23 protein-coding genes and 2 tRNA genes are annotated in these 23310 nt (G+C 43.6%); 9 read left to right on the top strand and 16 right to left on the bottom strand.

Features of this window, described 5'->3' with window-relative positions; genetic code table 11:
* Positions 1–47 precede the first annotated feature (47 nt).
* Positions 48–242 carry a bacterioferritin-associated ferredoxin gene (locus JN178_RS05845; protein ID WP_159623248.1) on the bottom strand — a complete coding sequence of 65 codons (195 nt, stop codon included), beginning with the start codon at positions 240–242 and terminating at the stop codon, positions 48–50.
* A gap of 291 nt (positions 243–533) precedes the next feature.
* On the opposite strand from JN178_RS05845, the gene JN178_RS05850 reads away from it, so the two are divergent.
* On the top strand, positions 534–1139 hold the full coding sequence (locus JN178_RS05850) for a peroxiredoxin (protein WP_159623246.1): 606 nt from the start codon (positions 534–536) through the stop codon (positions 1137–1139).
* Between the two features lie 80 nt (positions 1140–1219).
* Here the strand turns inward: JN178_RS05850 and rnt are convergent, their stop codons facing one another.
* Entirely contained in the window at positions 1220–1855 is a 636-nt protein-coding gene (gene rnt, locus JN178_RS05855; RefSeq protein WP_159623244.1) for a ribonuclease T, read from the bottom strand.
* A gap of 296 nt (positions 1856–2151) precedes the next feature.
* Between rnt and JN178_RS05860 the strand changes: the two genes are divergently transcribed.
* Positions 2152–3024, top strand: coding sequence for a flagellar protein MotY (locus JN178_RS05860; protein WP_159623242.1), 873 nt, complete (start codon positions 2152–2154; stop codon positions 3022–3024).
* Positions 3025–3048: 24 nt separating this feature from the next.
* Here the strand turns inward: JN178_RS05860 and glpQ are convergent, their stop codons facing one another.
* The 3 genes from glpQ to JN178_RS05875 all read right to left on the bottom strand — a co-directional run bounded on the left by glpQ (position 3049) and on the right by JN178_RS05875 (position 5459).
* The gene (gene glpQ / locus JN178_RS05865) at positions 3049–4053 is read right to left on the bottom strand and encodes a glycerophosphodiester phosphodiesterase (RefSeq protein ID WP_232369761.1); all 1005 of its coding nucleotides are present in this window, start codon (positions 4051–4053) and stop codon (positions 3049–3051) included.
* Positions 4054–4200: 147 nt separating this feature from the next.
* Positions 4201–4590, bottom strand: coding sequence for a lactoylglutathione lyase (gloA, locus tag JN178_RS05870; protein WP_202264410.1), 390 nt, complete (start codon positions 4588–4590; stop codon positions 4201–4203).
* A 158-nt stretch (positions 4591–4748) separates the two neighbouring features.
* Positions 4749–5459, bottom strand: a complete 711-nt coding sequence (locus JN178_RS05875; protein ID WP_202264412.1) for an SDR family oxidoreductase — start codon at positions 5457–5459, stop codon at positions 4749–4751.
* 332 nt (positions 5460–5791) lie between these two features.
* Between JN178_RS05875 and cspE the strand changes: the two genes are divergently transcribed.
* Positions 5792–6004: a transcription antiterminator/RNA stability regulator CspE gene (gene cspE / locus JN178_RS05880; protein ID WP_159623236.1), complete on the top strand. Its 213-nt coding sequence runs from the start codon at positions 5792–5794 to the stop codon at positions 6002–6004.
* Positions 6005–6309: 305 nt separating this feature from the next.
* Here cspE and JN178_RS05885 read toward each other — a convergent pair whose 3' ends face one another.
* On the bottom strand, positions 6310–7725 hold the full coding sequence (locus JN178_RS05885; RefSeq protein WP_202264414.1) for a M20/M25/M40 family metallo-hydrolase: 1416 nt from the start codon (positions 7723–7725) through the stop codon (positions 6310–6312).
* 195 nt (positions 7726–7920) lie between these two features.
* On the opposite strand from JN178_RS05885, the gene JN178_RS05890 reads away from it, so the two are divergent.
* Complete coding sequence (locus tag JN178_RS05890; protein WP_202264416.1) at positions 7921–8718, top strand: hypothetical protein; 798 nt, start codon at positions 7921–7923, stop codon at positions 8716–8718.
* 52 nt (positions 8719–8770) lie between these two features.
* Here JN178_RS05890 and JN178_RS05895 read toward each other — a convergent pair whose 3' ends face one another.
* The 9 genes from JN178_RS05895 to JN178_RS05935 all read right to left on the bottom strand — a co-directional run bounded on the left by JN178_RS05895 (position 8771) and on the right by JN178_RS05935 (position 16070).
* Positions 8771–9493 carry an endonuclease III domain-containing protein gene (locus JN178_RS05895; RefSeq protein WP_202264418.1) on the bottom strand — a complete coding sequence of 241 codons (723 nt, stop codon included), beginning with the start codon at positions 9491–9493 and terminating at the stop codon, positions 8771–8773.
* 32 nt (positions 9494–9525) lie between these two features.
* Entirely contained in the window at positions 9526–10218 is a 693-nt protein-coding gene (locus JN178_RS05900) for an electron transport complex subunit E (RefSeq protein ID WP_202264420.1), read from the bottom strand.
* A 1-nt stretch (position 10219) separates the two neighbouring features.
* Entirely contained in the window at positions 10220–10966 is a 747-nt protein-coding gene (rsxG, locus tag JN178_RS05905; protein ID WP_202264422.1) for an electron transport complex subunit RsxG, read from the bottom strand.
* Positions 10963–12051, bottom strand: a complete 1089-nt coding sequence (rsxD, locus tag JN178_RS05910) for an electron transport complex subunit RsxD (RefSeq protein ID WP_202264424.1) — start codon at positions 12049–12051, stop codon at positions 10963–10965. Before rsxD ends, rsxG begins: the two co-directional genes overlap by 4 nt.
* Complete coding sequence (rsxC, locus tag JN178_RS05915) at positions 12051–14507, bottom strand: electron transport complex subunit RsxC (RefSeq protein WP_202265931.1); 2457 nt, start codon at positions 14505–14507, stop codon at positions 12051–12053. Before rsxC ends, rsxD begins: the two co-directional genes overlap by 1 nt.
* A gap of 5 nt (positions 14508–14512) precedes the next feature.
* On the bottom strand, positions 14513–15094 hold the full coding sequence (gene rsxB / locus JN178_RS05920; RefSeq protein WP_202264426.1) for an electron transport complex subunit RsxB: 582 nt from the start codon (positions 15092–15094) through the stop codon (positions 14513–14515).
* A complete protein-coding gene (rsxA, locus tag JN178_RS05925) occupies positions 15094–15675 on the bottom strand; it encodes an electron transport complex subunit RsxA (RefSeq protein WP_202264427.1) in 582 nt (193 codons plus the stop codon). The genes rsxB and rsxA overlap by 1 nt, the downstream gene beginning before the upstream one ends.
* 215 nt (positions 15676–15890) lie before the next feature.
* A tRNA-Asn gene (locus tag JN178_RS05930) sits at positions 15891–15967 on the bottom strand.
* Positions 15968–15993: 26 nt separating this feature from the next.
* Positions 15994–16070 (bottom strand) — tRNA-Asn (locus JN178_RS05935).
* Positions 16071–17159: 1089 nt separating this feature from the next.
* Between JN178_RS05935 and JN178_RS05940 the strand changes: the two genes are divergently transcribed.
* The 5 genes from JN178_RS05940 (at position 17160) to JN178_RS05960 (ending at position 22504) form a co-directional block, all read left to right on the top strand.
* A complete protein-coding gene (locus JN178_RS05940; protein ID WP_442859698.1) occupies positions 17160–18473 on the top strand; it encodes an MATE family efflux transporter in 1314 nt (437 codons plus the stop codon).
* Positions 18474–20489 carry an excinuclease ABC subunit UvrB gene (gene uvrB / locus JN178_RS05945; protein WP_202264431.1) on the top strand — a complete coding sequence of 672 codons (2016 nt, stop codon included), beginning with the start codon at positions 18474–18476 and terminating at the stop codon, positions 20487–20489. It abuts the gene before it with no gap.
* A 236-nt stretch (positions 20490–20725) separates the two neighbouring features.
* Entirely contained in the window at positions 20726–21652 is a 927-nt protein-coding gene (locus JN178_RS05950) for a LysR family transcriptional regulator (protein WP_202264433.1), read from the top strand.
* An 81-nt stretch (positions 21653–21733) separates the two neighbouring features.
* Positions 21734–22111 (top strand): hypothetical protein, encoded by a 378-nt coding sequence (locus tag JN178_RS05955; protein WP_232369705.1) that lies wholly within the window; start codon positions 21734–21736, stop codon positions 22109–22111.
* Positions 22112–22504, top strand: coding sequence for a hypothetical protein (locus tag JN178_RS05960; protein ID WP_202264435.1), 393 nt, complete (start codon positions 22112–22114; stop codon positions 22502–22504). It abuts the gene before it with no gap.
* Positions 22505–22589: 85 nt separating this feature from the next.
* Here JN178_RS05960 and queC read toward each other — a convergent pair whose 3' ends face one another.
* Positions 22590–23246: a 7-cyano-7-deazaguanine synthase QueC gene (queC, locus tag JN178_RS05965; RefSeq protein WP_159623198.1), complete on the bottom strand. Its 657-nt coding sequence runs from the start codon at positions 23244–23246 to the stop codon at positions 22590–22592.
* Positions 23247–23310: the final 64 nt, after the last annotated feature.

Below are 23310 nucleotides of genomic sequence, written 5' to 3' on the forward strand. Positions count from 1 at the left end.
TATAGAAATGAAAGCGTTTGAAAAAATAGCGCGGAATAAGGTATTAATTAACCCACATCTTTGAAAAGAGATTCATCGATGATTGTCTGGTCGATAATCTGTTGTGCCATTTGAATGCACTTTCCACATTGTGAACCAAGCTCTAAGTGCTGACGTAACTCACGCATATTTCCCACGCCATTCTCTTCAACAGCTGCGCGAATGCTTTTATCAGTTACCCCGTAACACATACAAACAAACATTAAAACGTACTCCAAATGAATCTGTAAATGATAATAATTGTTATTCATCTGTTTGGCAAGTAAAGTTTGTGGGGCGAGATAAATTTAATTTTTGAGTGAGAAGTGTACAGTCATTCTGGTACATAACGCTTATTTGATTGAAATTGGTACGATCAGTAAAAAAAGATACGTTTTCATGTTGTTATTTTAGGTTTTGGACCTATAACCCAATCATCAAAATTTTATTTCAAAAAGTGGCCATGCTATTTGGCCGCTTCTTATTATTACAATCCAATTTAAATGGAGAGACTCATGAGTGTACTAGTAGGCCGTCAAGCGCCAGATTTTACTGCTGCAGCAGTGTTGGGAAGTGGTGAAATCGTTGACTCATTCACGCTAAGTGAAGCTATCAAAGGTAAAAAAGCGGTTGTTTTCTTTTACCCACTAGATTTTACGTTTGTATGCCCATCTGAACTTATTGCTTTCGATAAGCGTTTTGACGAATTCAAAAAGCGCGGTGTTGAAGTGATTGGTGTATCAATCGATTCTCAGTTCTCTCACAATGCGTGGAGAAATACACCAGTAAACCAAGGTGGTATTGGTCCAGTTAAATACACATTGGTTGCTGATGTTAAGCACGAAATCTGTCAAGCATATGACGTAGAGCACCCAGAAGATGGCGTAGCGTTCCGCGGCTCTTTCCTAATTGACGAAGATGGTCTTGTACGTCATCAAGTTGTGAACGATCTTCCACTTGGTCGTAACGTTGACGAAATGCTACGCATGGTTGATGCATTAGCGTTCCACCAAGAGCACGGTGAAGTATGTCCAGCGGGTTGGACTGAAGGTAAAGCGGGTATGGATGCATCACCTGAAGGTGTAGCTAAGTACTTGTCTGAAGAAGCTGATAAACTATAAGACAGCTTTTATAAAGATAAAAAAACAGCGCCTAATGGCGCTGTTTTTGTTTGCGTTGTACTTTCTATATTAGCGCGTATTTACTCGCTTTCTGCTAATGGCCATCCACCGAGCGCTTTATACCTATTCACCATAAAGCAAAACAATTCAGTGGTTTTTTGCGCGTCATATAGCGCACTATGCGCTTCGTTTTGGTCAAAGGCTATTCCTGCTGCACGACACGCTTTCACTAACACCGTTTGACCTAAGGCCAAACCAGCCAGACTGGTGGTATCGAAAGATACGAAGGGGTGAAAAGGTGTACGCTTGATATTAGAACGCTCAATCGCCGCATTCACAAAACTCTGATCGAACGTTGCGTTGTGCGCGACAATCACAGAACGTTGGCAATCGGCATTTTTCTGCGCTTTTCTAATGCCTTTGCACAAGGCTTTCATTGCATCGCTTTCGGCGATGGCACCGCGCAGTGCACAGTGAGGATCAATACCATTAAACTCCAACGCGGCAGGCTCTAGATTGGCTCCTTCGAAGGGGTCTATATGATAGTGAAAGGTTTCGTCAGGATGCAAAATACCATTTTCATCCATTTTTACCGTCACCGCCGCGAGCTCAAGTAATGCATCTGTACCGGCATTGAACCCAGCAGTTTCAACGTCGATAACTACGGGAAAGTAACCTCTAAAGCGATGAGAGAGTAAGGGCGGGTTTGAAGACATAAACACTCTTGAGAACAATATCGAATGAATGGGACGGAGAAGGCCACAATCGGGCTTTTCACCAGTCAGCTAAAGCCAAATTATCGCAAGGATAATTGCCAGTTGCCAGTTTGATTTTTCAGTAGCGCTTTTTTGTGCTGCTACATGCCATTTTGACGGGCATATAAAAGTGTAAAAAGTTGACCTGATGTAGATTTAATCACTAAACTTTTCTACACTTCGGACGATAGAATAAATAAGCTCATTGCGCCTATGTGGTGAGTTTGTCTTCTTGGTTTTCAGTTTGGGTTTTCGTTATGGTGTCGAAATTAAAATATATTGTCTTTGTCGGGCTTTTAGGTTCGCTATCAGCTAGTGCGGCTATGCGACAGTATTCTGCCACCGTTGAAACTTCTAATTGGAAAGTAGACAACCCATCTCGTTTGCAATGTACCTTGAATCACGAATTACCTGGATACGGGGAAGCCTTATTTACCAGTTATGCATCTAAGCAGCTTAATATGGAATTTGAGCTGGATATGTATTTACTGCCAAGTAAGTTTGAAGTGGCATCGGTGTATTCCGTGCCACCTAAATGGATGCCTGGCGTCGCGCCTAAGCCAATAGCGGATATGTCTATTCGCAAGCAATACAATGGCGACCTTCCGCAGGATGCTGCTTGGACGATGCTCTCTGAACTTGAAAAAGGTTTTTGGCCGACTATCTACTACCAAGATTGGTATAATAAATACGACCAAGTGGCGGTAGCATTAAACGCCAGTAATTTTACAGGTGTATACCGCGAGTTCGCTAAATGTGTGTCTAACCTGCTGCCATTTAGTTTCGACGATATTTCCTATACCGTTTTGTCGTACAAAAACAACAGTACCGAATTAACTAAATACTCTCGCAAGCGCTTGAATATGATTGGAGAGTATTTAAAAGAAGATACAGAATTGGAACTCGTGCTACTTGACGGTTATACCGATAGTTACGGTGGCCGTTGGAATAACGAACAGCTATCAATTCGCCGCGCTAACGAAGTGAAGAGCTACCTTACAACACTAGGCGTTCCGGAAGATAGGATCCAGTTAACTGGCCACGGTGAAAAACGCCATATTGCCTCAAATGATACGCGAGAAAATCGCGCACAAAACCGTAGGGTCGTTGTACGCCTATCTAAATCCTAAAAGCAGGGCTTAGTAAAGATTAACTCACTTTCCCATACTATCACGTTGGTGTCGCCAGTCGTGAACAGGTGGAACGTGATCAGTAAATACACCGTTAGCTTTTATAACATCGCGCAATATTTGTAATAGCTGTGGACCTGTCATTCCCTCGGGTAATGCATCTTGTCTGTAGGTATATGGGTGAATAGCGAGTTGGTTCGCATGGGCGTTATCAAGCCACGACGCCGATTTTATTTCACCCTTTTTGAGCGCTGCGGGGTCTAATAAATGACCCAACCATGGACCGATACCATCAGCATACTGAGCAACGGCTTCCATCCCTTCTTTCGTACGCAACCAATCGTAATCAGTCGAGCTTTCTGCCCAGCTGTTTTCACCTATTAGCATTACGACTTTGCCACTGTATTTCAATTCTTCGCGAATGCGCTTTACTTCTTCAAAGTCAAAACACTGTAAGAAGCTATTACCGTTTTCGCCGCCAAAATCATAAGACAGCAAAGCGTCTATCACTATCTTGCTTGCATCTACGCCTTCGTTTAAGTGAAAAGCGGGGGACTTTACCTCGGGGTAAACACCCACGCGTTTATTGAATTCGCGGTTTAGTTCACTGATAAGTTCAAAGTGTTCATAAAGCGTAGCAATAGTGAAGTTTGCTTTTGCGCCGGAATACCGTTTTCTAAATACTTGTTTACCTTCACCGTCAGCGCGTTCGTGTAAGCGTAAAGTACGCAGCTCGGAGAGTGTGAAATCTCGTACATAGTAGCGATTGTCATCGCGGTGTCGCTGTGGAAATACCTGCTCAACATTTGACACTGTTTCAAGGTGAATGTCGTGTAAAACAACCGGAATATCGTCTTTGGTTATCACCACATCTTGTTCGATAAAGTCGGGCTCTTGTGAAAACGCCAACGTGGTCGACTCTAATGAATGCTCTGGCAAGTATCCAGAGGCACCGCGATGTGCCACGATTGTAAATTGCGCTTCAGCTGGTTTTAAAGCTTCACCGTTGGCAAAAACACCTGTGCTGATGACAGTCGATAAACTGAGAAGCGCAGCTGAACAGAGTCGTTTTGTGTTTAACGAATATCGGCGAATGTTTATGGGTGATAAAAGTGATAGCACAGGCTCAAACTCCCTCTTGATTTATAGTCGTGAGTAAAATGCATTACAAAGCGCTTAACGCGCTTTGTTTTGAATTAACTCAATGGCGTAGCCGTCCGGGTCTCGAACAAACGCGATAACCGTGGTTCCACCTTTTACTGGACCGGGCTTACGGTATACTTCAGCACCACTAGCTTCTAATGACTGACAAAATGCGTATATGTCGTCAACCTCAATAGCGATGTGCCCGTATGCATTACCTTTGTCATAGCTGTTCTCCCCCCAATTGTAGGTGAGTTCAAGGACTGTGTTATTGGCTTCATCGCCATAGCCCACAAAGGCCAGTGTATATTCATACTCTTTGTTTTCAGACTGGCGAAGTAGGCGCATACCCATTAATTGGGTGTAAAAGTGAAGTGACGCTTCTAAGTTTTTAACTCGAAGCATGGTATGTAACATTCTCATTTTATTCTCTCAATGATGTTTTCAAACAATAACCATTAATACCTATCAATACGCGCTAACCGCCTTAACACTGGCAATGCTCAACAAAGGCATAACGCATAATGATAAAAGAGAAATGTTAACGCTTTAAGACACTACTGACTATACAAGAGGCTTTACTAAAAGCCCCACAGCCCAATATTGTCAATTTTCAAGCGACGTGGTTGTGATAGTAAGTAAACAACCATTTCACCTAAGTCTTCATTTTGAATTAACCCTGGGTCAATATCGTCGCTGTCAGATTTTTGCGACTGTATAAGTGCGGGATTTAAGGATTGTACATGAATACCAAACTCGCGGACTTCTTCTTGAAGTGCCTTTCCCAAACCAACCATAGCGAATTTAGATGCGCAGTATACGCCTGCGTTAGCATAGCCATTCAACGCGGCTTGCGAGGCTATATTAAGTATATATCCTTCTTTATTTTCTATCATGTTTACAACAACGGCCTTGCACATTAAGAAAGTGCCTTTGATGTTGGTATTCATCACTTCATCCCAGTCTGCTTCACTGGTTTCCCAAATACGCGTTTCTTTGCCAAACCCGCTATTATTTATCAGTACGTGAACATCTCCAAATTCGGCGTGGACGGTTTTTACAAAGCGCGAGACTGCTTCACTGTTGGCAACGTCACAGACATCGCCAAAGATTCTCCCAGGATATTGACTATCAAAGTGCGCAACGGTTTCGGTAATCGTTTTCTCTGTTCGCCCGCAAATAGCAACATTCATTCCTTGTGCTAATAAATGCGCAACAATAGTCTTTCCCAATCCTTTGCCACCACCGGTAACAATGGCCGTTTTATTTTTCAATTCATAACGATCTGACATTACATTACTCCACAAAAAAACCAGTGACTTAAAATTAGCGTACTTAGCTTGAAATCCCCATAAACATACGTATTCAGTGAAGTACGGCGAAAACTGTTCAGAATGGGTGAATAAAAAATAAACGACAAACCGTTGGACTTTGCTTGAAGAAGGCTGTATTCTCCTCGCCGCTTTAGATATGTTTTATGCTTTTCCTATTACTGCGCTGTACCTCTCGTTATTCCTTCAAATTGAAGTTTAATTTACAGAAATACATCACTTTATTAGTTTGGTTATGTCTATGGCCTTACGGTGAGATTTCACCACAACATCAATTTTAAAAGGTTTTTATTATGTCTAATTCTGTAAACGGTACAGTTAAGTGGTTCAACGAAGAAAAAGGCTACGGCTTCCTAACACAAGATAATGGCGGAAAAGATGTTTTCGTACATTTCCGTTCAATTGCTTCTGAAGGTTTCAAGACACTTGCTGAAGGTCAGTCAGTTAGCTTTGAAGTAGAACAAGGCCAAAAAGGCCCACAAGCAGCAAACGTAGTAGTACGCTAAGTAACTGCTTTCATGAGCAAGTCTTTTCAAAGGGCTTGCTTATGACGTTATGATTTTTAAGTCAATAAAAGGACGAAAGAATATTTATAAAAATAATAAAAGGAGTATTTCTTATACTATCTTCAATAGCACCTCCCCAACTTTGTAATACCATCTCTGATATTTCTGTACATAAAAATAGTATTGCTTATCGCGAAGTCGGTAACATGAAGCGCGTTGAGTTTAGCAACAAAAGCGATAGACGAGCGTTTTTGGACAAATTGCTGCAACGCTCGCTATCCTAAAGAGTATTATCCAGTAACCCGTTAATCTCGCTTTAATTCAACGTCTGTGTCTGCCAACAAATAAATGCTAGCCGCATAAGCCGCAATATTTTGTGCCAGCTCATTAGGGTTTATTTTGTCTAATGTGTCATCTGGTGTGTGGTGCAGGTCAAAGTAATCATGGCCATTTTGATTCAATCTGATTGTAGGCACACCTTTTGCGGCAAGCGGGATAATATCCGGGCCACCGCCAGCGATATCTGACCCTCCACGTACGATACCCAGTGGCGATAGAATTTTAGCTATTTCATCTACAAGTACAGTGGCTTCTGGATTTACGTTAGAGACGATTTGCCAAATTGTTTGTGCTCCAAAATCAGACTCGGTAGCTAATACATGGTTAGCTAAGTTACTTTCGTGCTGCTTGGCATAGGCAAACGCACCTAAAAGTCCCACTTCTTCTGCACCAAACATTACTACGCGAATAGTACGTTTAGGACGCTCTGGTAGTGATGCAATTAATGCTGCCGCGGCAGTTGTAATAGCAATACCTGCGCCATCATCAACTGCACCCGTTCCTAAGTCCCAACTGTCTAGATGCCCCCCAATGAGAATGATTTCCTCTGGCTTCTCACTGCCTATAAGATCAAGTACTACATTGCCACTGCTCACATCACCTTTCCATTTTGATTCAGAGTGTAGTGAAAGTGACAGCGGCTTCCCAAGGTTGTGGAGTCTGCGAAGATGATCGGCATCAGGGTTTGAAATAGCAATAACGGGAATGTCAGCCCATTTATCGTTGTCAGAGCTCATCATGCCAGAATGAGGAAAGCGATGGGAGTCAGAGCCTACAGAGCGCACTACCAACGCTTGCGCGCCCCCGCGCTGAGCATGCTGCCAACCTATACGACGACGTTGATTGGCTTGGGAATAGCCTGCACCGGTTTGACTTTTCACCATGGCGTCGCCGTCAACAAAGGCGATTTTACCTTTAAGTGCACCCGCTTTTACATCGGTTAATGCGTGAATATCGCGAAAGTATACGACATCGGCATTAATTTCTTCATCAGAAGGCGCCGCGCCACCCAGCGCTGTGCCATAAAGCGGCTGTGCATAAGGTGAAGTTAGCGATATGTGTAGGTGACCTCTATCCCAAAACGGCATAGTGAATTCTTCAATGCTAACGTTATCAAACCCAAGCCGCTTACCAACAACCACGCCCCAGTCTCTTGCGCGCTTTTCTGCTTCAGAGCCGCCTAAACGAGGACCTATTTCAGTTGTGAGAGACTCTACAATTTTATAGCCCAAGTCACTTTCTAAGGCCTTCTGAATTAGCATTTCAGCATTCTTCTTTTGTTTATCGGTAATGGGAGAGCTATCAGCAAATACGCCGAAACTACAAGCGCTTACCAATGCACCAAACGCTAAATTTTTAGCGATAGAATTTAATCGAGACATGTGTTCTCCGAGGTGGGTATTTTTATTTTATTTGCCATAGGCAAGCCTATGCGTTTTATCATAGCGAATTCGATGAAGGCTTTCGAGGTGAACGATGATGCTAAGTTGTTCATTTATCGCAAAGTTCATCTATCCATCTAAGGAGGTTGGTGGTAACGTTCGAATAAAGGTAGATTGAATACAAGGAAACGTAAAATGAAGAAAAGTCTCAATTCTCTATTTAAAAAAGCGACGTTGAATAGCAATATGCTTTTTAGGTCTACAATTATTGCTTCAGTTACGCTAAGTACTTTATTTTTAAGTGCGTGTAGCGATAGTAATGACAACAAAGACATCGAAGATACTAACTCGGTGATTGGCGTTTGGTTTGGGCAAGCTACAACCTTTGAAGATGAACAAGAAAGCGTTGTAGTCGCCGTTTCGCCTGATGGCACGGCCATATTATACGCATCAGGCTCGGGTAACATGTTCATCACCAATGGTACATTGAATACAGACGGTGTTACCTCCGATGATGTGATGTATTATCATGAAGATGGTATGACGCGAAATGGGCCGTTACAAGCAAGTGCCCAAGGTGATGCGCTAGAAGGAGTTGGATTTAATGACACGATTGAATTTTCCGCTTCAAGAATAGCGTCACAGGATGAAGTTACCCTTGAAGATATTGCAGGTAATTATTCGCAATCATTTTCAGATAGTTCATATATGCGCTCTTTTGCCATCGACAGCGATGGCCTTCTTAGTGGCTCTAACACAATAGGCTGTGTATATTCTGGCCATGTCGAGCCCATAGCAAACGTTAATGGGCTGTTTGATATAACCATTCAGGTGGATTCTTGTTTTGAGAACCTTGAATACAATGGGCTTCTCGCCTATGGCGTATTCCCGTTTGAATATGAAGGTGACGTCAATGACCGAAGTGGAATTGTGATAGCAACAGAGCATTCCTCAAGGGCATACGAGTTCAAGCTCTTTAGTCCACAGAATTGACAGTTACCATAAACTAAAAAGGAGCCGTTCGGCTCCTTTTTAGTTTATGGTATTACTTGCGCTTTTTCTTAAGCGCCAGTTTTTGCTTTTTCTCTTGTTCTTTTAGCACTTCGTTAATAAAGCTCTTTCTACCGAATTCTCGTGTGATGATGCATTTGTTTAAGTCGAATCCGCGGGCAGGGCAGTACTCTCTTCCGTAAAGGATAATTTGAAGGTGAAGGTCGTTCCATCTCTCTTTAGGGAATAAGCGTTTGGCATCGCGCTCGGTCTGCTCGACGCTTTTACTATTTGACAGCCCCCATCGATACATTAATCGATGTATATGTGTATCCACCGGAAATGCTGGAATACCAAAGCCCTGTGACATAACCACTGCCGCAGTTTTATGGCCAACTGCTGGCATGGCCTCTAGCGCTTCAAAATCTGCCGGAACAACGCCATTGTGCAGTTTAATTATCATGTCTGATAAGTGCCAGATACCTTTAGATTTCATCGGTGATAAGCCACACGGACGAATAATGTCTTGAATTTCTTCGATACTCAGCATCACCATATCAAATGGGTTATCTGCACGAGCAAAAAGTTTTGGCGTAATCTGGTTAACTCTTTCGTCAGTGCATTGCGCTGATAGAAGAACCGCGATAAGCAACGTATAGGGGTCTTTATGATCTAAAAAAATGGGAGTTTCTGGATAGAGTTCATCCAGAATACGCATTATTTCTTTTACTTTTTCTTGTTTTGAAATTGGCTTTGTTGGCGTAACTACTTCAGTCATTTCTATCTACTTTTTCTTGAGTAAAAGAGGCGCTAGCTCTCAGCTGTAACACGCACGCGTTCGGCTTTAACCGTGGGGGCTTTATGTTGTGCTGCTAGTTTTGCGTCTATACTATTTTTTATTGCAATCAGTAGTCCCATTCCCAAAAAAGCACCAGGGGGCAAAACCGCAAGTAAGAATGGATTCTCGGTTTCAAAAAGTGTAATCGTCCAGTTTTGGGCAATAGGGCCAAAAAGGCGATCTGCACCAACGAGCAATGTGCCTGCACCTAAAACTTCTCGCATGCCGCCTAACACAACCAGCACGGCGGTAAAACCCAGTCCCATCATAAGACCGTCATACGCCGAGGCTAGAGGACCATTTTTAGACGCAAAGGCTTCCGCACGACCTATAATGGCGCAGTTAGTCACTATAAGCGGGATAAAGATACCAAGCGCCAAATAGAGATCGTACGTATAGGCGTTCATAAGCAGCTGAACAATGGTGACGAATGCAGCAATAATCATCACGAAAACGGGGATGCGGATCTCGTTTCGTACTATATTTCGAACCAAAGATACAGTTACGTTGCTACCCATGAGTACTAACATGGTAGCAATGCCAAGGCCTAACCCATTAATAAACGTGGCTGTCACCGCTAATAGTGGGCAAAGACCAAGCAATTGCACTAACGCCGGGTTGTTTTTCCAAAGTCCTTGTAAAGAAAGATCGCGAAAATCAGTCATGTTATAGCGCCTCCACACGTTGAGATTGGGCGTCGTTCACGTCAGGCATCTTTTTTGCCTCAACAGTACCTGCGCCTTTACATAGGTTTGGTGCTGCAAAAAGAGCGTTCTTATTCGCTTCCACATAGAGTAGTGCCTCGCGCACGGCACCCACCACTGCTCGTGGTGTTATGGTTGCGCCAGTAAACTGATCAAATTCACCGCCATCTTTTTTTACCTTCCAAATTGAAAGGTTGTCGCTAGAGAAGGGTTTTAAGCTAAATGACATTATCCAATCGCTAACCGCAAGTTCAATTTTATCACCTAGACCTGGCGTTTCCTTATGCTCGATAACGCGAACCCCCAATACAGTCAGCTCATTGCTGTTTATTTGTGTTGCGCTACGCTCATCTAGGCTAGTGTCACCTAAAGAAACACCCACCAAAATATCGATATCGCCACTATAGCCATCGGGGGCTGTGGCTTCCAACACAAGCGCGCTTGGCTGGTTATTAAGTAGGGCGCGATACACTTTATGGGGCTTCTTACCACCTAGTTCATCTACATTCACTTCGGTGCAGTTTGCGTAAAGTGCATTGTCATGAAACTCACGGGGTACGACTTCGTTTAATACGCTGAGTAATTTCTGCTGCTTTTGCTGATCAATCTTTTCTTGCGTGCCAAAAAAAGTAAGTGCAATCAACGCCGTGGTAACAACAGCGAAAGCACCTAACATAAGCCCATTCTTGGCTAAGCTCTCTTTCATCATGACTGCTTACCTCGACGTTGTCCGACATTTTTGCCGTATACGCGGGGGCGAGTGTAGTAGTCGATTAATGGTACGGCCATGTTCATGATAATGACGGCAAAGGCAACAGCGTCAGGATAGCCGCCAAATGTGCGGATAATAACCACCCAAAAACCAATAGCGGCACCAAAGATAATACGTCCCTTTGGCGTAGTAGAAGCTGACACGGGATCGGTAGCGATGAAAAACGCTCCCACCATGACGGCGCCATTAAATAAATGGTAAAGTGGTGATGCGTAATAATCGGCATCTAAAAGATGTAGTAGCGTGGCACAAATCAACACGCTAATGAGCATGCCGCCAGGAATATGCCAATTGATCACTTTCGTTTTCCACAAGAAGAGACCACCTAAAAGATAAGCTGCACTTACTACGCCCCAACCTGCACCCGCTGCTTCAAAAATACCACCGTCAAATATGGGGTTCGACAACGATTCGCTATAGGTAACACCTTGAGTAAGGTTGGTTTTCAATGTATCAAGCGGCGTTGCCATAGTTACGCCATCAGCAATTGTTTTTAACTGAGTTACATCGTATCCGCTGGTGGTAAATCCAGAAAAAATCAGCGAAAAGGAATCAAGAAATGTTGGCGTAATCGCCGCATGAGTAGTGGGTGGTAGCCACAAACTCATTGCACCAGGGAATGATATTAACAACACCACATAAGCCACCATAGCTGGGTTGAAAATATTAAACCCCAAACCGCCGTATAATTGTTTAGCTACCGCGATAGCAAAAAATACGCCTATTACCGTCATCCACCATGGCAACGTTGGGGGGATACTTATCGCAATAAGCAATGCAGTTAATACTGCGCTGTAATCCGTTAATGTGCGTTCAATAGGACGCTTTCTCACAAAAAGAATTATACCTTCGATGACCAGAGCACTTGCCACCGCAAGTACTGCTTGAATTAGCACGCCCCAGCCAAAATAATATGCTTGCGCGACTATGCCTGGGATCATCGCATAAACAACCATGCGCATTACTTGTCCTGTATCGCGCTTAACCCTTTGGTGCGGTGAGCTTGATAGACTTAACTTCATCAGGATTCATTCTCTCTTTCTGCAGCCGCTTTTTTTGCCTTCGCTTTTGCAACGGCAGCCGCAATGCGGGCCTTTTTCTCATCAGCAGGTGCGCTAGGTGATGTGGAGGCGCTACTGGATATTGACGTTTGAGCATCAGCGTCGAGTTGCTCAGATGAGTCTGAAGCCTGAACTGCTGATTCACTCCCTATTTGCTGAGCGGCTTTCTTGGCTTTTGCCTTTGCTACTGCTGCTGCTATTCGTGCTTTCTTCTCGTCAACTTCGCTGTCTGTGCCATTAGTATCAGGGGCATCGTGACGAGCATTAGTTTGTTCTTGTGCTGCCTTTTTCGCTTTGGCTTTCGCCACCGCGGCAGCAATTCTTGCTTTTTTCTCATCTTGCGCTGATGTGCTATCTGTTGCATCACTTGTTGCTGTGTTATCGGTCAGCACGTTTTCAGATACAGCAGGTTGTTCAGCGCTTGCTTGTGATGCTTTTTTGGCTTTAGCTCTAGCGATAGCCGCAGCGATTTTGGCTTTCTTATCATCTTGTTCAGTGCTTTGTACTTCCACAGCACTTGAGCTGTTATCAGCAGAATCATGAGTCGGCACATTGGCATCGCTAGCTTTAGCTGCTTTCTTTGCTTTTGCTCTGGCGATAGCTGCAGCAACCTTGGCTTTTCTATCATCAGGTTCACCGCTGGGCACTGCTGAATCTATTGTGTTGTTATCAGTGGATTCACTTGATGTTAAATTCGCATCATTGGCTTTAGCTGCTTTCTTTGCTTTTGCTCTGGCGATAGCAGCGGCAACTTGAGCCTTTTTGTCATCTTGAGCTGCGTCTGCCGGTGCTGTCTGAGAATCGTTTGTTTGAGCTTGGAGTGCGGCTTTCTTTGCTTTCGCTCTTGCTAGCGCCGCAGCGACCTTGTCTTTTGCTTCGTTGGTGGAAGATTCTGATGGCGCTTCGCCAGTTACACGTTGCTCTTTGGCTTTGTTAGCGGCCAATCGCGCCTCTTTAGCCTTTCTGTGTTTTTCTTCTCGCTCGCGTTTTTCGCGCTCTAAACGTTCTTTGCGCGCTTCAAAACGTTGTTTCGCTTTCTCTGCTTTGTTTTTCTCATCTCGCTGCAAGCGAATTTCGGCTTTAGCTTGGCGATAGTAGTGCACAAGCGGAATTTCACTTGGGCACACGTATGCACAAGCCCCACATTCGATACAATCAAATAAGTCGTATTCTTCAGCTTTGTCGTACTCTTTAGCTTTCGCATGCCAAAACATTTGTTGCGGCAGCAAAGAAGCCGGGCACGCGTCGGCGCACGCGCTGCATCGAATACATGGGCGCTCTGCATTGTCATCAACAAGCTCTTTTTTACTTGGAACCAGCAAACAGTTTGTCGTTTTTACCACTGGAATGGTGGCATCTGACAGGGTAAAGCCCATCATAGGACCGCCCATAATAACCTTGGGAGCTGTCTGTTTTTTCGGGTTATATTGCGCTTCGTTTAGTAGGTGAGAGACCGGTGTACCTAATAGTGCTTTAAAATTACACGGCGACTCAACAGCTTCACCGGTAACAGTAACTACGCGTTCAATCAGTGGCTTACCATTTAAAATTGCGTCTGCAATGGCGAAGCAAGTGCCCACGTTAAACATCATCACCCCAACATCTGCGGGTAACCCGTTTCTCGGTACTTCTCGCCCGGTTAATACCTGAATTAACTGTTTTTCACCGCCAGCAGGATATTTGGTTTCTACGCTGACTACGCGGTATTCCTTTTTGTCCTCACAGGCAATATTCAGTGCTTCAAATGCTTCTGGTTTATTGTCTTCAATGGCAACTACGACGGCTTTAGGACCTATGAGGTGCGTAAGAATATCGAGTCCTTGTCTTATCTGCCATGCAAATTCGCGCATCAGCCGATCGTCAGAGGTGATATATGGCTCGCACTCAATGCCATTTAGAATAAGGAACTCAACAGGCTTAGACGTCGACGTTTTGATGTGCGTAGGAAAGCCTGCGCCGCCCATTCCGGAAATACCCGCTTGGCAAATCATTTCAATAATTTTGCTTTTCTCTACCTCTGTATAATTTGAAAGAGGAGAAAGATCGCACCATGTTTCTCTGCCATCGGGTTTAATGCTGACACACATCTCGGTCAAACCGCTGGGGTGAGCTACGACATGAGGCGCAATAGCCACAACTTTTCCAGAGGTGGGCGCATGCACTGGAACAGAAAATGGCGACGAACTCTGTGACAATACCTGCCCTTTTAGTACGTGGTCGCCAACTTCTACGCAGCAAATTCCGTCTGAGCCGATGTGCTGACGAAGTGGTATCACCAACAAGGCCGGTAGAGAAGGCTGCTTTATTGGTGTTGTATTGGAAAGTGCCTTCTTGTCATCCGGGTGTACACCGCCAGGAAACGTGTACATTTTCCCAGAGTTCAGGTTTTCTATAATTGAATCAAAACTTGGATACATCACAATTAAGATACCATTTTCACTGGGATATCACCTTTGGGAGATGACGAAAAATCCCATTTCCACGTAGACGTGGTTTGAACGATAGGAACCATATCAATACAGTCGACAGGGCAGGGGTCTACGCACAGATCGCAACCAGTACATTCATCGGTAATGACCGTGTGCATGTGTTTAGCTGCGCCTAAAATAGCGTCAACTGGACAAGCTTGAATACATTTAGTGCACCCAATGCATTCATCCTCGCGAATAAACGCGACTTTTTTTACATCTTCTTCGCCATGCGCAGCATCAAGAGGTTTAGGCTCCACGCCCATTAAATCAGCTAACTTTTTAATTGTAGCCTCGCCACCTGGGGGGCATTTATTGATATCGTCGCCATTAGCGATAGCTTCGGCATAAGGTTTACACCCGGGGTAACCACACTGACCACACTGAGTTTGGGGAAGAACAGCGTCAATTTGTTCAACGAGAGGGTCTCCCTCAACTTTAAAGCGAATGCTGGCGTATCCTAAAACTAGACCAAAGCCGAGCGCTAAAACACCGATTGCAATTACGGCAAAAATGATTGCTGTAGATACTGTCATTAGAATTTCACCAACCCACTGAATCCCATAAACGCCAATGACATTAATCCTGCTGTTATCATTGCTATTGAAGCTCCTTTAAATGGGGTAGGAACATCAGCGGCTGCCAACCTTTCTCGCATTGCTGCAAAAAGTATGAGTACTAATGAAAAACCAACCGCGGCGCCAAACCCGTAAATGAGGCTCTCTATAAAATTGTGCTGCTCAGTTAAGTTTAGAAGCGCTACACCCAATACGGCACAGTTAGTGGTAATAAGTGGCAGGAAAATACCGAGTAGTCGGTAAAGCGTAGGACTGGTTTTATGCACGACCATCTCTGTAAACTGCACGACAACGGCAATCACCAGAATAAAAGCAAGCGTACGTAAGTAGCCTATGCCCAAAGGGGCGAGTAAATAAGTTTCGACAAGGTAACTGGATGCAGAGGCGAGGGTAAGCACGAATGTGGTTGCCATAGACATACCCATAGCCGTTTCGAGCTTACTAGAGACTCCCATGAAAGGGCACAAACCAAGAAACTTCACCAAAACGAAGTTATTTACCAGTACTGTACCAATCAATAATAGTAAAAATTCAGTCATGAATTACGCAATTCCCTCAAGGAATTTAACGGGGAAACACTACTGTTTATATATGTAGGCAAAATCCCGCGAATTAAAAAAAAGAAATATGCCGCTATTATCCCTTTTTAGTAGGGGATTAACAACTTGATTGAATTAGGGATATTTAATTAAAAACGAAAAATATAAGGGAAGATAGAGATATGTAACTATGAGAAAGTCTAGAGCCAACTAAGTGGCTCCCCCTCCCCGACTCGAACGGGGGACCTGCGGATTAACAGTCCGTCGCTCTAACCAACTGAGCTAAGGGGGAATCGACACCTAAGTTGTTGCTGAAGTTGGCTCCCCCTCCCCGACTCGAACGGGGGACCTGCGGATTAACAGTCCGTCGCTCTAACCAACTGAGCTAAGGGGGACCTGTGCTTCAACGGAGGCGAATATTAAAGAGGTAGTTAGTTGCTGTCAACAACATAAATGAAATAATTGTGCTGACTGCGCAAAAAATAGCTTTTTAGCGCTTTTGTGCTCAATTTGTCATCAAAAAGACAAAAGTGATGGTTAATATGTACGCAACTCACTTACTTTCGCTTGTAAAAGGATAATGTGACCAATAGTGAATACCATTTATGTGCCTACTCTTTTTATATCTCGCATGATGTTTCTACTATAACAAAATAGAATAAAAAAAAGCTTTGATACTGGTATTATGTACAGGCTTTAATAAATCTGTAACCTGTACCTACGTAATAAAAGGTTAGTCACCACTTACGTCTTTTTTTTTAAACGAGTCACAACATCGCGCCAAATATGGTCTAGCGTTAGTTATCCACTAAATCTGTGGATAACTATGTTGATAGCTTGGCAAGTTGGGAATGTTGTACGCGATCACTATTGGTATGATCATCATCACATTGTTGCCGATGTTGGTATTTATCCAATTTAAACAGGTGGTTATGTGTTGTTTTGTGATCGGAAGTGTTGATCGAAATTGATCGGTTGAACAAAAAGTAGCTTGTGTGTTAATTCAACGAATGATTAAAAGCTACGCAAAAAAATCCGCGTTATTTCTCAGTATGTTACATTGTGTTAACAATTTTGGCGGTGAATTGCTCAACGGTTGTGAATAGCGAAATAACCTTAAGTAGCTACTTTGAGATTAGTAAAACTGAAACAGATTAGAAATTTAACTGTAATGTGAACAGTCATCACAGTTCAGTGCAATAGCAGCGTAAAAACATTACTTTATGCAGTGTTCATAGTAAAGCAGGCTTATTCTTGGTTTTTGTAGAAAACTCTTCGTCGCATAAGCGATAATGCTAACCAGTGCCCTCATCCATTGTTTAGTTTATCGAATACACATAGCCAAGTGAGGTGCACTCTTTTACACTTTGCTATTCTCCATTTTTCATGCCGCATACAACGCTGAGGCTTAAGTGAATAAAAGTACTACACAAAAACACGCTTCTGATTTACTTCAAGGAGATATTGGCGCAACGCTTAAACGAATGACAATACCCATGATTTTAGGCATGGTTATGATGATGAGCTTTGGCCTTATTGATACTTTCTTTGTTAGTTTATTGGGCACTGACCCTCTCGCGGCGATAAGTTTTACGTTTCCAGTGACCTTTACGGTTATTAGCTTAAATATAGGTTTGGGCATTGGAACATCAGCAATTATTGGGAAATTACAAGGAAGTAAAGCACTCGAAAAGTCGCAGCTGTATGCATCCGGTTCACTCATGCTTTCGGTACTATTGGTGGGCACGCTTGCTATAATTGGTTTCGTTTCAATCGAGCCTGTATTTAAGCTTCTCAACGCCTCTGAACGATTGATGCCTTATATCTCTGACTATATGGGGCTGTGGTATTTGTCGAGTATATTCCTTGCAATGCCAATGGTAGGTAATAGCGTACTTAGAGCGTGCGGTGACACACGCACGCCAAGTATAGTGATGGCTGCAGGTGGTGGACTAAACGCATTACTCGACCCCATCTTTATTTTTGGTTTAGGTCCTATTCCCGCAATGGGAATAAAAGGCGCAGCATTAGCTACCTTTATTGCTTGGGTGGTAGGAGCGATGTGGATCCTCTATATTCTTGCGATACGCAGAAAGCTTATGTTGCCACGACTGCTCACCATTGGTGAATTGAGGGAAAGTAGTAGAGAAATTTTAAAAATTGGTCTTCCTGCAGCAGGCGCTAACATGCTCACGCCAGTGGCTGGTGGTGTAATGACAGCTGTAGTTGCCAGCTACGGCGCAGAAGCTGTCGCGGCTTGGGGCGTGGGCAATCGAATGGAATCTATTGCCAGTATTGTTGTGTTGGCCTTGTCCATGACATTGCCTCCTTTTATCAGTCAGAATGTTGGCGCGATGCAAGTTGAACGCGTGAAAAAGGCGTACTCTTTAACCCTTAAGTTTGTGCTTGTTTGGCAGTTAATTATCTTTCTTGTTATGTGGTCCATGTCGAGCTGGATAGCCGTGGCATTTGCTAATGAAGCAGAAGTCAGTGTACTTATTCAGCTTTTCTTAATGATTGTACCCCTAGGTTATGGCATGCAAGGCATCATCATTCTAACGAATTCATCGTTAAACGCGATGCACCGTCCCATGACAGCGTTGGTACTTAGTGTCATCCGACTTTTTGTTTTTTTCGTACCCATCAGCATTGTGGGTAGCATGCTTTTCGGTTTAAAAGGCCTTTTTGCAGGTAATGTTATCGCTAATGTCGTTATGGCAAGTATTTCGTTTGTTGTATTTAAACGCGCGATTGCGCAGTTTGAGTCCGATAATGCGGTTTTAAATAAGGTTGTTTAGATGAGTAGAGGATTCGAACTACATTCGAAGTATAAACCTGCTGGTGATCAGCCCGCAGCTATAGAGGCCCTTGTAGATGGGTTAGATAGCGGTTTGGCCGGGCAGACGTTGCTGGGTGTTACGGGGTCAGGTAAAACTTTTACCATGGCCAACGTTATCAATGAAGTTCAGCGTCCGACCCTTATTTTGGCGCACAATAAAACGCTAGCAGCGCAGTTGTATGGTGAAATGAAAGAGTTCTTTCCCAACAATGCGGTCGAATATTTTGTGTCGTACTACGACTATTACCAGCCTGAAGCCTATGTTCCAAGCACTGATACGTTTATTGAAAAAGATGCATCGATAAACGATCACATCGAGCAAATGCGTCTTTCTGCGACAAAGGCACTAATGGAAAGGCGCGACGTTGTTATTGTCGCCAGTGTTTCAGCCATTTATGGCTTGGGCGACCCAGAATCGTACATGAAAATGCTTCTTCATCTTCGCCAAGGCGACACGATGGATCAGCGAGATATTCTTAGACGACTTGCTGAATTACAGTATAAGCGTAACGACTTGGCCTTTGAGCGAGGTACGTTCCGTGTGCGTGGCGATGTAATAGATATATTCCCTGCGGATTCTGAAAAGCAGGCGGTAAGGGTTGAATTGTTTGATGATGAAATCGATAAAATAAGCCTATTCGATCCGCTTACAGGGGCTGTAGATAAATCAGTTATTCGCGCAACAGTATTCCCTAAAACCCATTACGTGACACCACGTGAGAAAATCCTAAATGCTATTGAGCATATTAAAGATGAGCTTGGTGAGCGTAAAAAGCAGTTACAAGAAGCCAATAAGCTCATAGAAGAACAGCGTATTTCTCAACGCACGCAGTTTGATATCGAAATGATGATGGAGCTGGGATACTGTTCAGGAATCGAAAATTATTCACGCTATTTGTCAGGCCGTGCGCCTGGTGAACCACCACCAACGCTTCTTGATTACTTTCCTGCAGATGGCTTGATGTTCATTGATGAGTCTCATGTGACCGTATCGCAAATAGGCGCCATGTATCGCGGAGACCGGTCACGCAAAGAAACACTGGTGGAGTTTGGCTTCAGATTGCCTTCAGCGCTGGATAATCGACCGCTAAAATTTGAAGAGTTTGAGCAGATTTGTCCCCAAACCATTTATGTATCTGCAACCCCAGGTGACTATGAGCTGGAAAAGACCGATGGAGAAATTGTAGAACAAGTGGTACGTCCTACCGGACTACTTGATCCCATTATCGAAGTTAGACCTGTCGCTACACAGGTTGATGATGTGCTCTCAGAAATCCAAAAACGCGTTGAACTAGATGAAAGGGTACTGATTACTACGTTGACCAAACGTATGGCTGAAGATTTAAGTGAATACTTAAATGAGCACGGCGTCAAAGTGCGATACTTACATTCGGATATCGATACTGTTGAACGAATCGAAATCATTAGAGATTTGAGGCTTGGTAAATTTGATGTGTTAGTAGGCATTAACTTACTTCGAGAAGGTTTAGATATGCCAGAGGTGTCCCTCGTGGCAATTTTAGATGCTGACAAAGAAGGTTTTTTGCGTGCTGAGCGCTCACTTATACAGACAATAGGCCGTGCTGCTCGACATGTGAACGGAAAGGCGATTTTGTATGCTGACTCTATTACAAAGTCGATGAAAAAAGCCATGGACGAAACTGACCGACGCAGAGAAAAACAAATTGCGCACAATAAGGCAAACAATATAACGCCGATGCGCCTTAACAAGCCCATCACTGATATTATGGACTTAGGCGATAGTGCACACCCGGCTTCTGGCAAGGTGAAATTGCGTAAAGTTGAAGAGAAGAAGAAACAGCAAAAAGCGGCAAGTGCCACGGAAATTATGGATCAGATAGCTGAGCTAGAAAAACAAATGTTCGAATATGCGAGGGAGCTTGAGTTCGAAAAAGCGGCGTCGTTAAGAGACGATATTGAAGCACTGCGTAAGCAAGTGGTGACGCTTTCATAGCGATGTTGTTTATTTGCTATTGCATTTAAAAATACGAAAGCCTCCGGTGACTCACAGGGGGCTTTCGTTTATTTACAACTTTAGTATATAGCGCGATAACACAAAATTTGACCAATGCGTGAGTAAGTCTACAATTTTGAGATAAAAAGCAGTAATTTGTCGTTGTAATAGCACGGCTAGTTTCATATAGTGCTAGTTTGAGTATCGATAACTATACCTATAAACAGGTGCTAAATATGCTTAATCGTCTTCAGGAATCAGATATAAAGCTATTGCGTGTTTTCTACGCTGTAGCGAGCTGCAACGGATTTACTGCGGCAGAGCCAGTGTTGCGTATGCAACGCCCAAATATTAGTGCAGCGATCAAAAAATTAGAAGAACGTTTAGATTTGGTCCTGTGCCACCGAGGTCGTGGTGGATTTCAAATGACTAAAGAAGGTGAAGTGGTTTTCCAAGAAACCAAACGTATATTTAACGCTTTCGACAACTTTGTTTTCAATCTTAAATCGCTACACGACGACTATTCAGGCCATATTACGTTAGTACTTATGGCAGGCCTTCCGCTTTCTATGCATTTAGCAGTGAGTAAAGCGGTCAAAAGTACTATGAAGAAGTTTGATGATATTCACGTGAATATTCAAACTCGGTTATACAATGAGGTTGAGCATGTTGCCTTGTCAGGTGAATGTCACTTGGTCGTATCTACTTACGATATGGTCAAGCCAGAGTCAGTAACCTTCCATCCTATTGGTTTGAAAACACCTGGCCGCTTGTACTGTGCACCAACGCATCCGTTAGCGAAATACCGTGATACAGACCTGCCTGATAACGTAAAAATAGAAGATTACCCTGCTATTGGCATTTCAGGTTTGTCTTCGGCAAATTACATTGAAGACGAATCTCGATTGTCTATTCAAACGTTTTCCGATTCCTATGATGCTGCGATGTCAGCCATTATGACTGGTGAATATGTTGGGTTGTTACCAGACTATATGGCAAAAGAGCAAGGTGCTGCGCTAGGGCTTGTTCCCATTGCAAAGGGAAGTTTGTTTAATTTTAGCCATGAATTATTTGTGATGAATGGAAAAAACACGCGCCTTAACCCAGTTCTGCGCCATTGTATAAAAGAGTTGAGCTACTTTATTTCTGAAAGCCAGAAATAAAACCTTTTCGATAAGCTCTACTATTAGTACGCACACTACAGCCTTGCAACTTGCGAGGCTTTTTTGTTTGAGGAATACGACGTGAAAACCCTTGGGTTGTTTTACATTAGTAAACTCATAACGTTTTATGCTGGTTTCTACGGTTGTTTCATACTTCATCACGCGTTTGCTGTGCCTGTTGTAGTCAGTGCCGCAACTGTGGGGCTATTGGGCAGTTTTATTCCTTATACCTCACGCTTTAAGCGCCATCCGCAAGCCGCTGTTTATGCTGGTGCGTTTGCGGGAATGTGCTCACAGGATATTATTCAAACACAAAGTGAAATCATCACTGTAAGCCTAGTTGGTGCTCTTATTTACACCTTGCTGCGCAACGTGTTTGTGGGCATTGGGGGAAAACTTGGGGCCATAGCATTTACCGCTGTGGCAAGCGTTGTGTTAGTAAAAGGGCTGGTACTTTAAATGTTAACCACAATAGTCATCGCCGTTGCGGGAGGGCTAAGTACGTTTGCATTATCGTTAGTGCCATTTATTGGTGCTATTCGAGCGAGTACCTTGGCAACATTAGTCGCCTATACCGTGTTTTTGGTCGTTTTCGACAGTAGTACAGCCAATGCGTTTGGTGCGCTGTTTTTCGGTGGAAGCTTTGTTGGTATGAGCTCAAGTGCCAAATTATCGTGGTTGGGAGTGACATTGGCTGCATCAGTTTTTGGTGTACTGAGTGCTGCAATACTCCCGCTATTAAATGGCATGGGGGGAGCGTTGGGGGTCTGCGCGTTTCTATCTGTTGTTATTGTATATTTAAGCGGCATGCTTTATCGCAAGTATAATCCACGAACTATAAACCCGAATTAATTGTAGGTTCGCATTACACAAATTTAGGAATTAAGTAGCCAACGTTGTGGCTACTTATTATTCAATTCCAATATTTTTACAGGATTTATTCGTACTCTAGTGGGTCTGTTGCATTGTTTTCGCTAAACGCTTCTAAGCGTTCCTCACACGCGCCGCATTTGCCACACGCTTTTTCACGACCGTTGTAGCAGGTCCAGGTTTGCGAGTAATCTAGCCCCATTTTTAAACCATCGGTCAAAATTGCTGTTTTGCTGTCATCGATGTAAGGCGTCATAATTTTTACTGGTGTGTAGTTGGCTATGCCACATACATCATTCATTCTATGAACGAATTCAGGACGACAGTCAGGGTAAATCGCGTGATCGCCTGAGTGTGCGCCGTAGTAAACTTCGTTTGCATCAAGACTCACTGCGTAGCCAACAGCTAATGACAACAGGATCATGTTGCGATTAGGCACGACGGTTTGCTTCATGCTGGGTTCTTCATAGTGCCCTTCGGGAACGTCTATGTCAGATGTCAGCGCAGAACCACCAATTAAGGTATTGATGGCGCTGATATCGACAATTTTATGCGGTACGTCAAGCGAGCGACAAACAGCGGCGGCGTAGTCGAGTTCCTTCTTGTGACGCTGTCCGTAGTTAAAACTTAAAGCGTGTACTTTTTTGCCCGCGCGCAGCGCTTTGTGCAAAACCGTGTAGGAGTCCATGCCTCCCGAATAAATAACAACAACGTTTTCAGACATAGTTTTTGATTAATTGATAAATTATCACCGAATTTTATGTGATCCTTGGTAAAATCCCAACATA

This window comes from Alteromonas sp. KC3 (genome assembly GCF_016756315.1).
Lineage (GTDB): Bacteria > Pseudomonadota > Gammaproteobacteria > Enterobacterales > Alteromonadaceae > Alteromonas.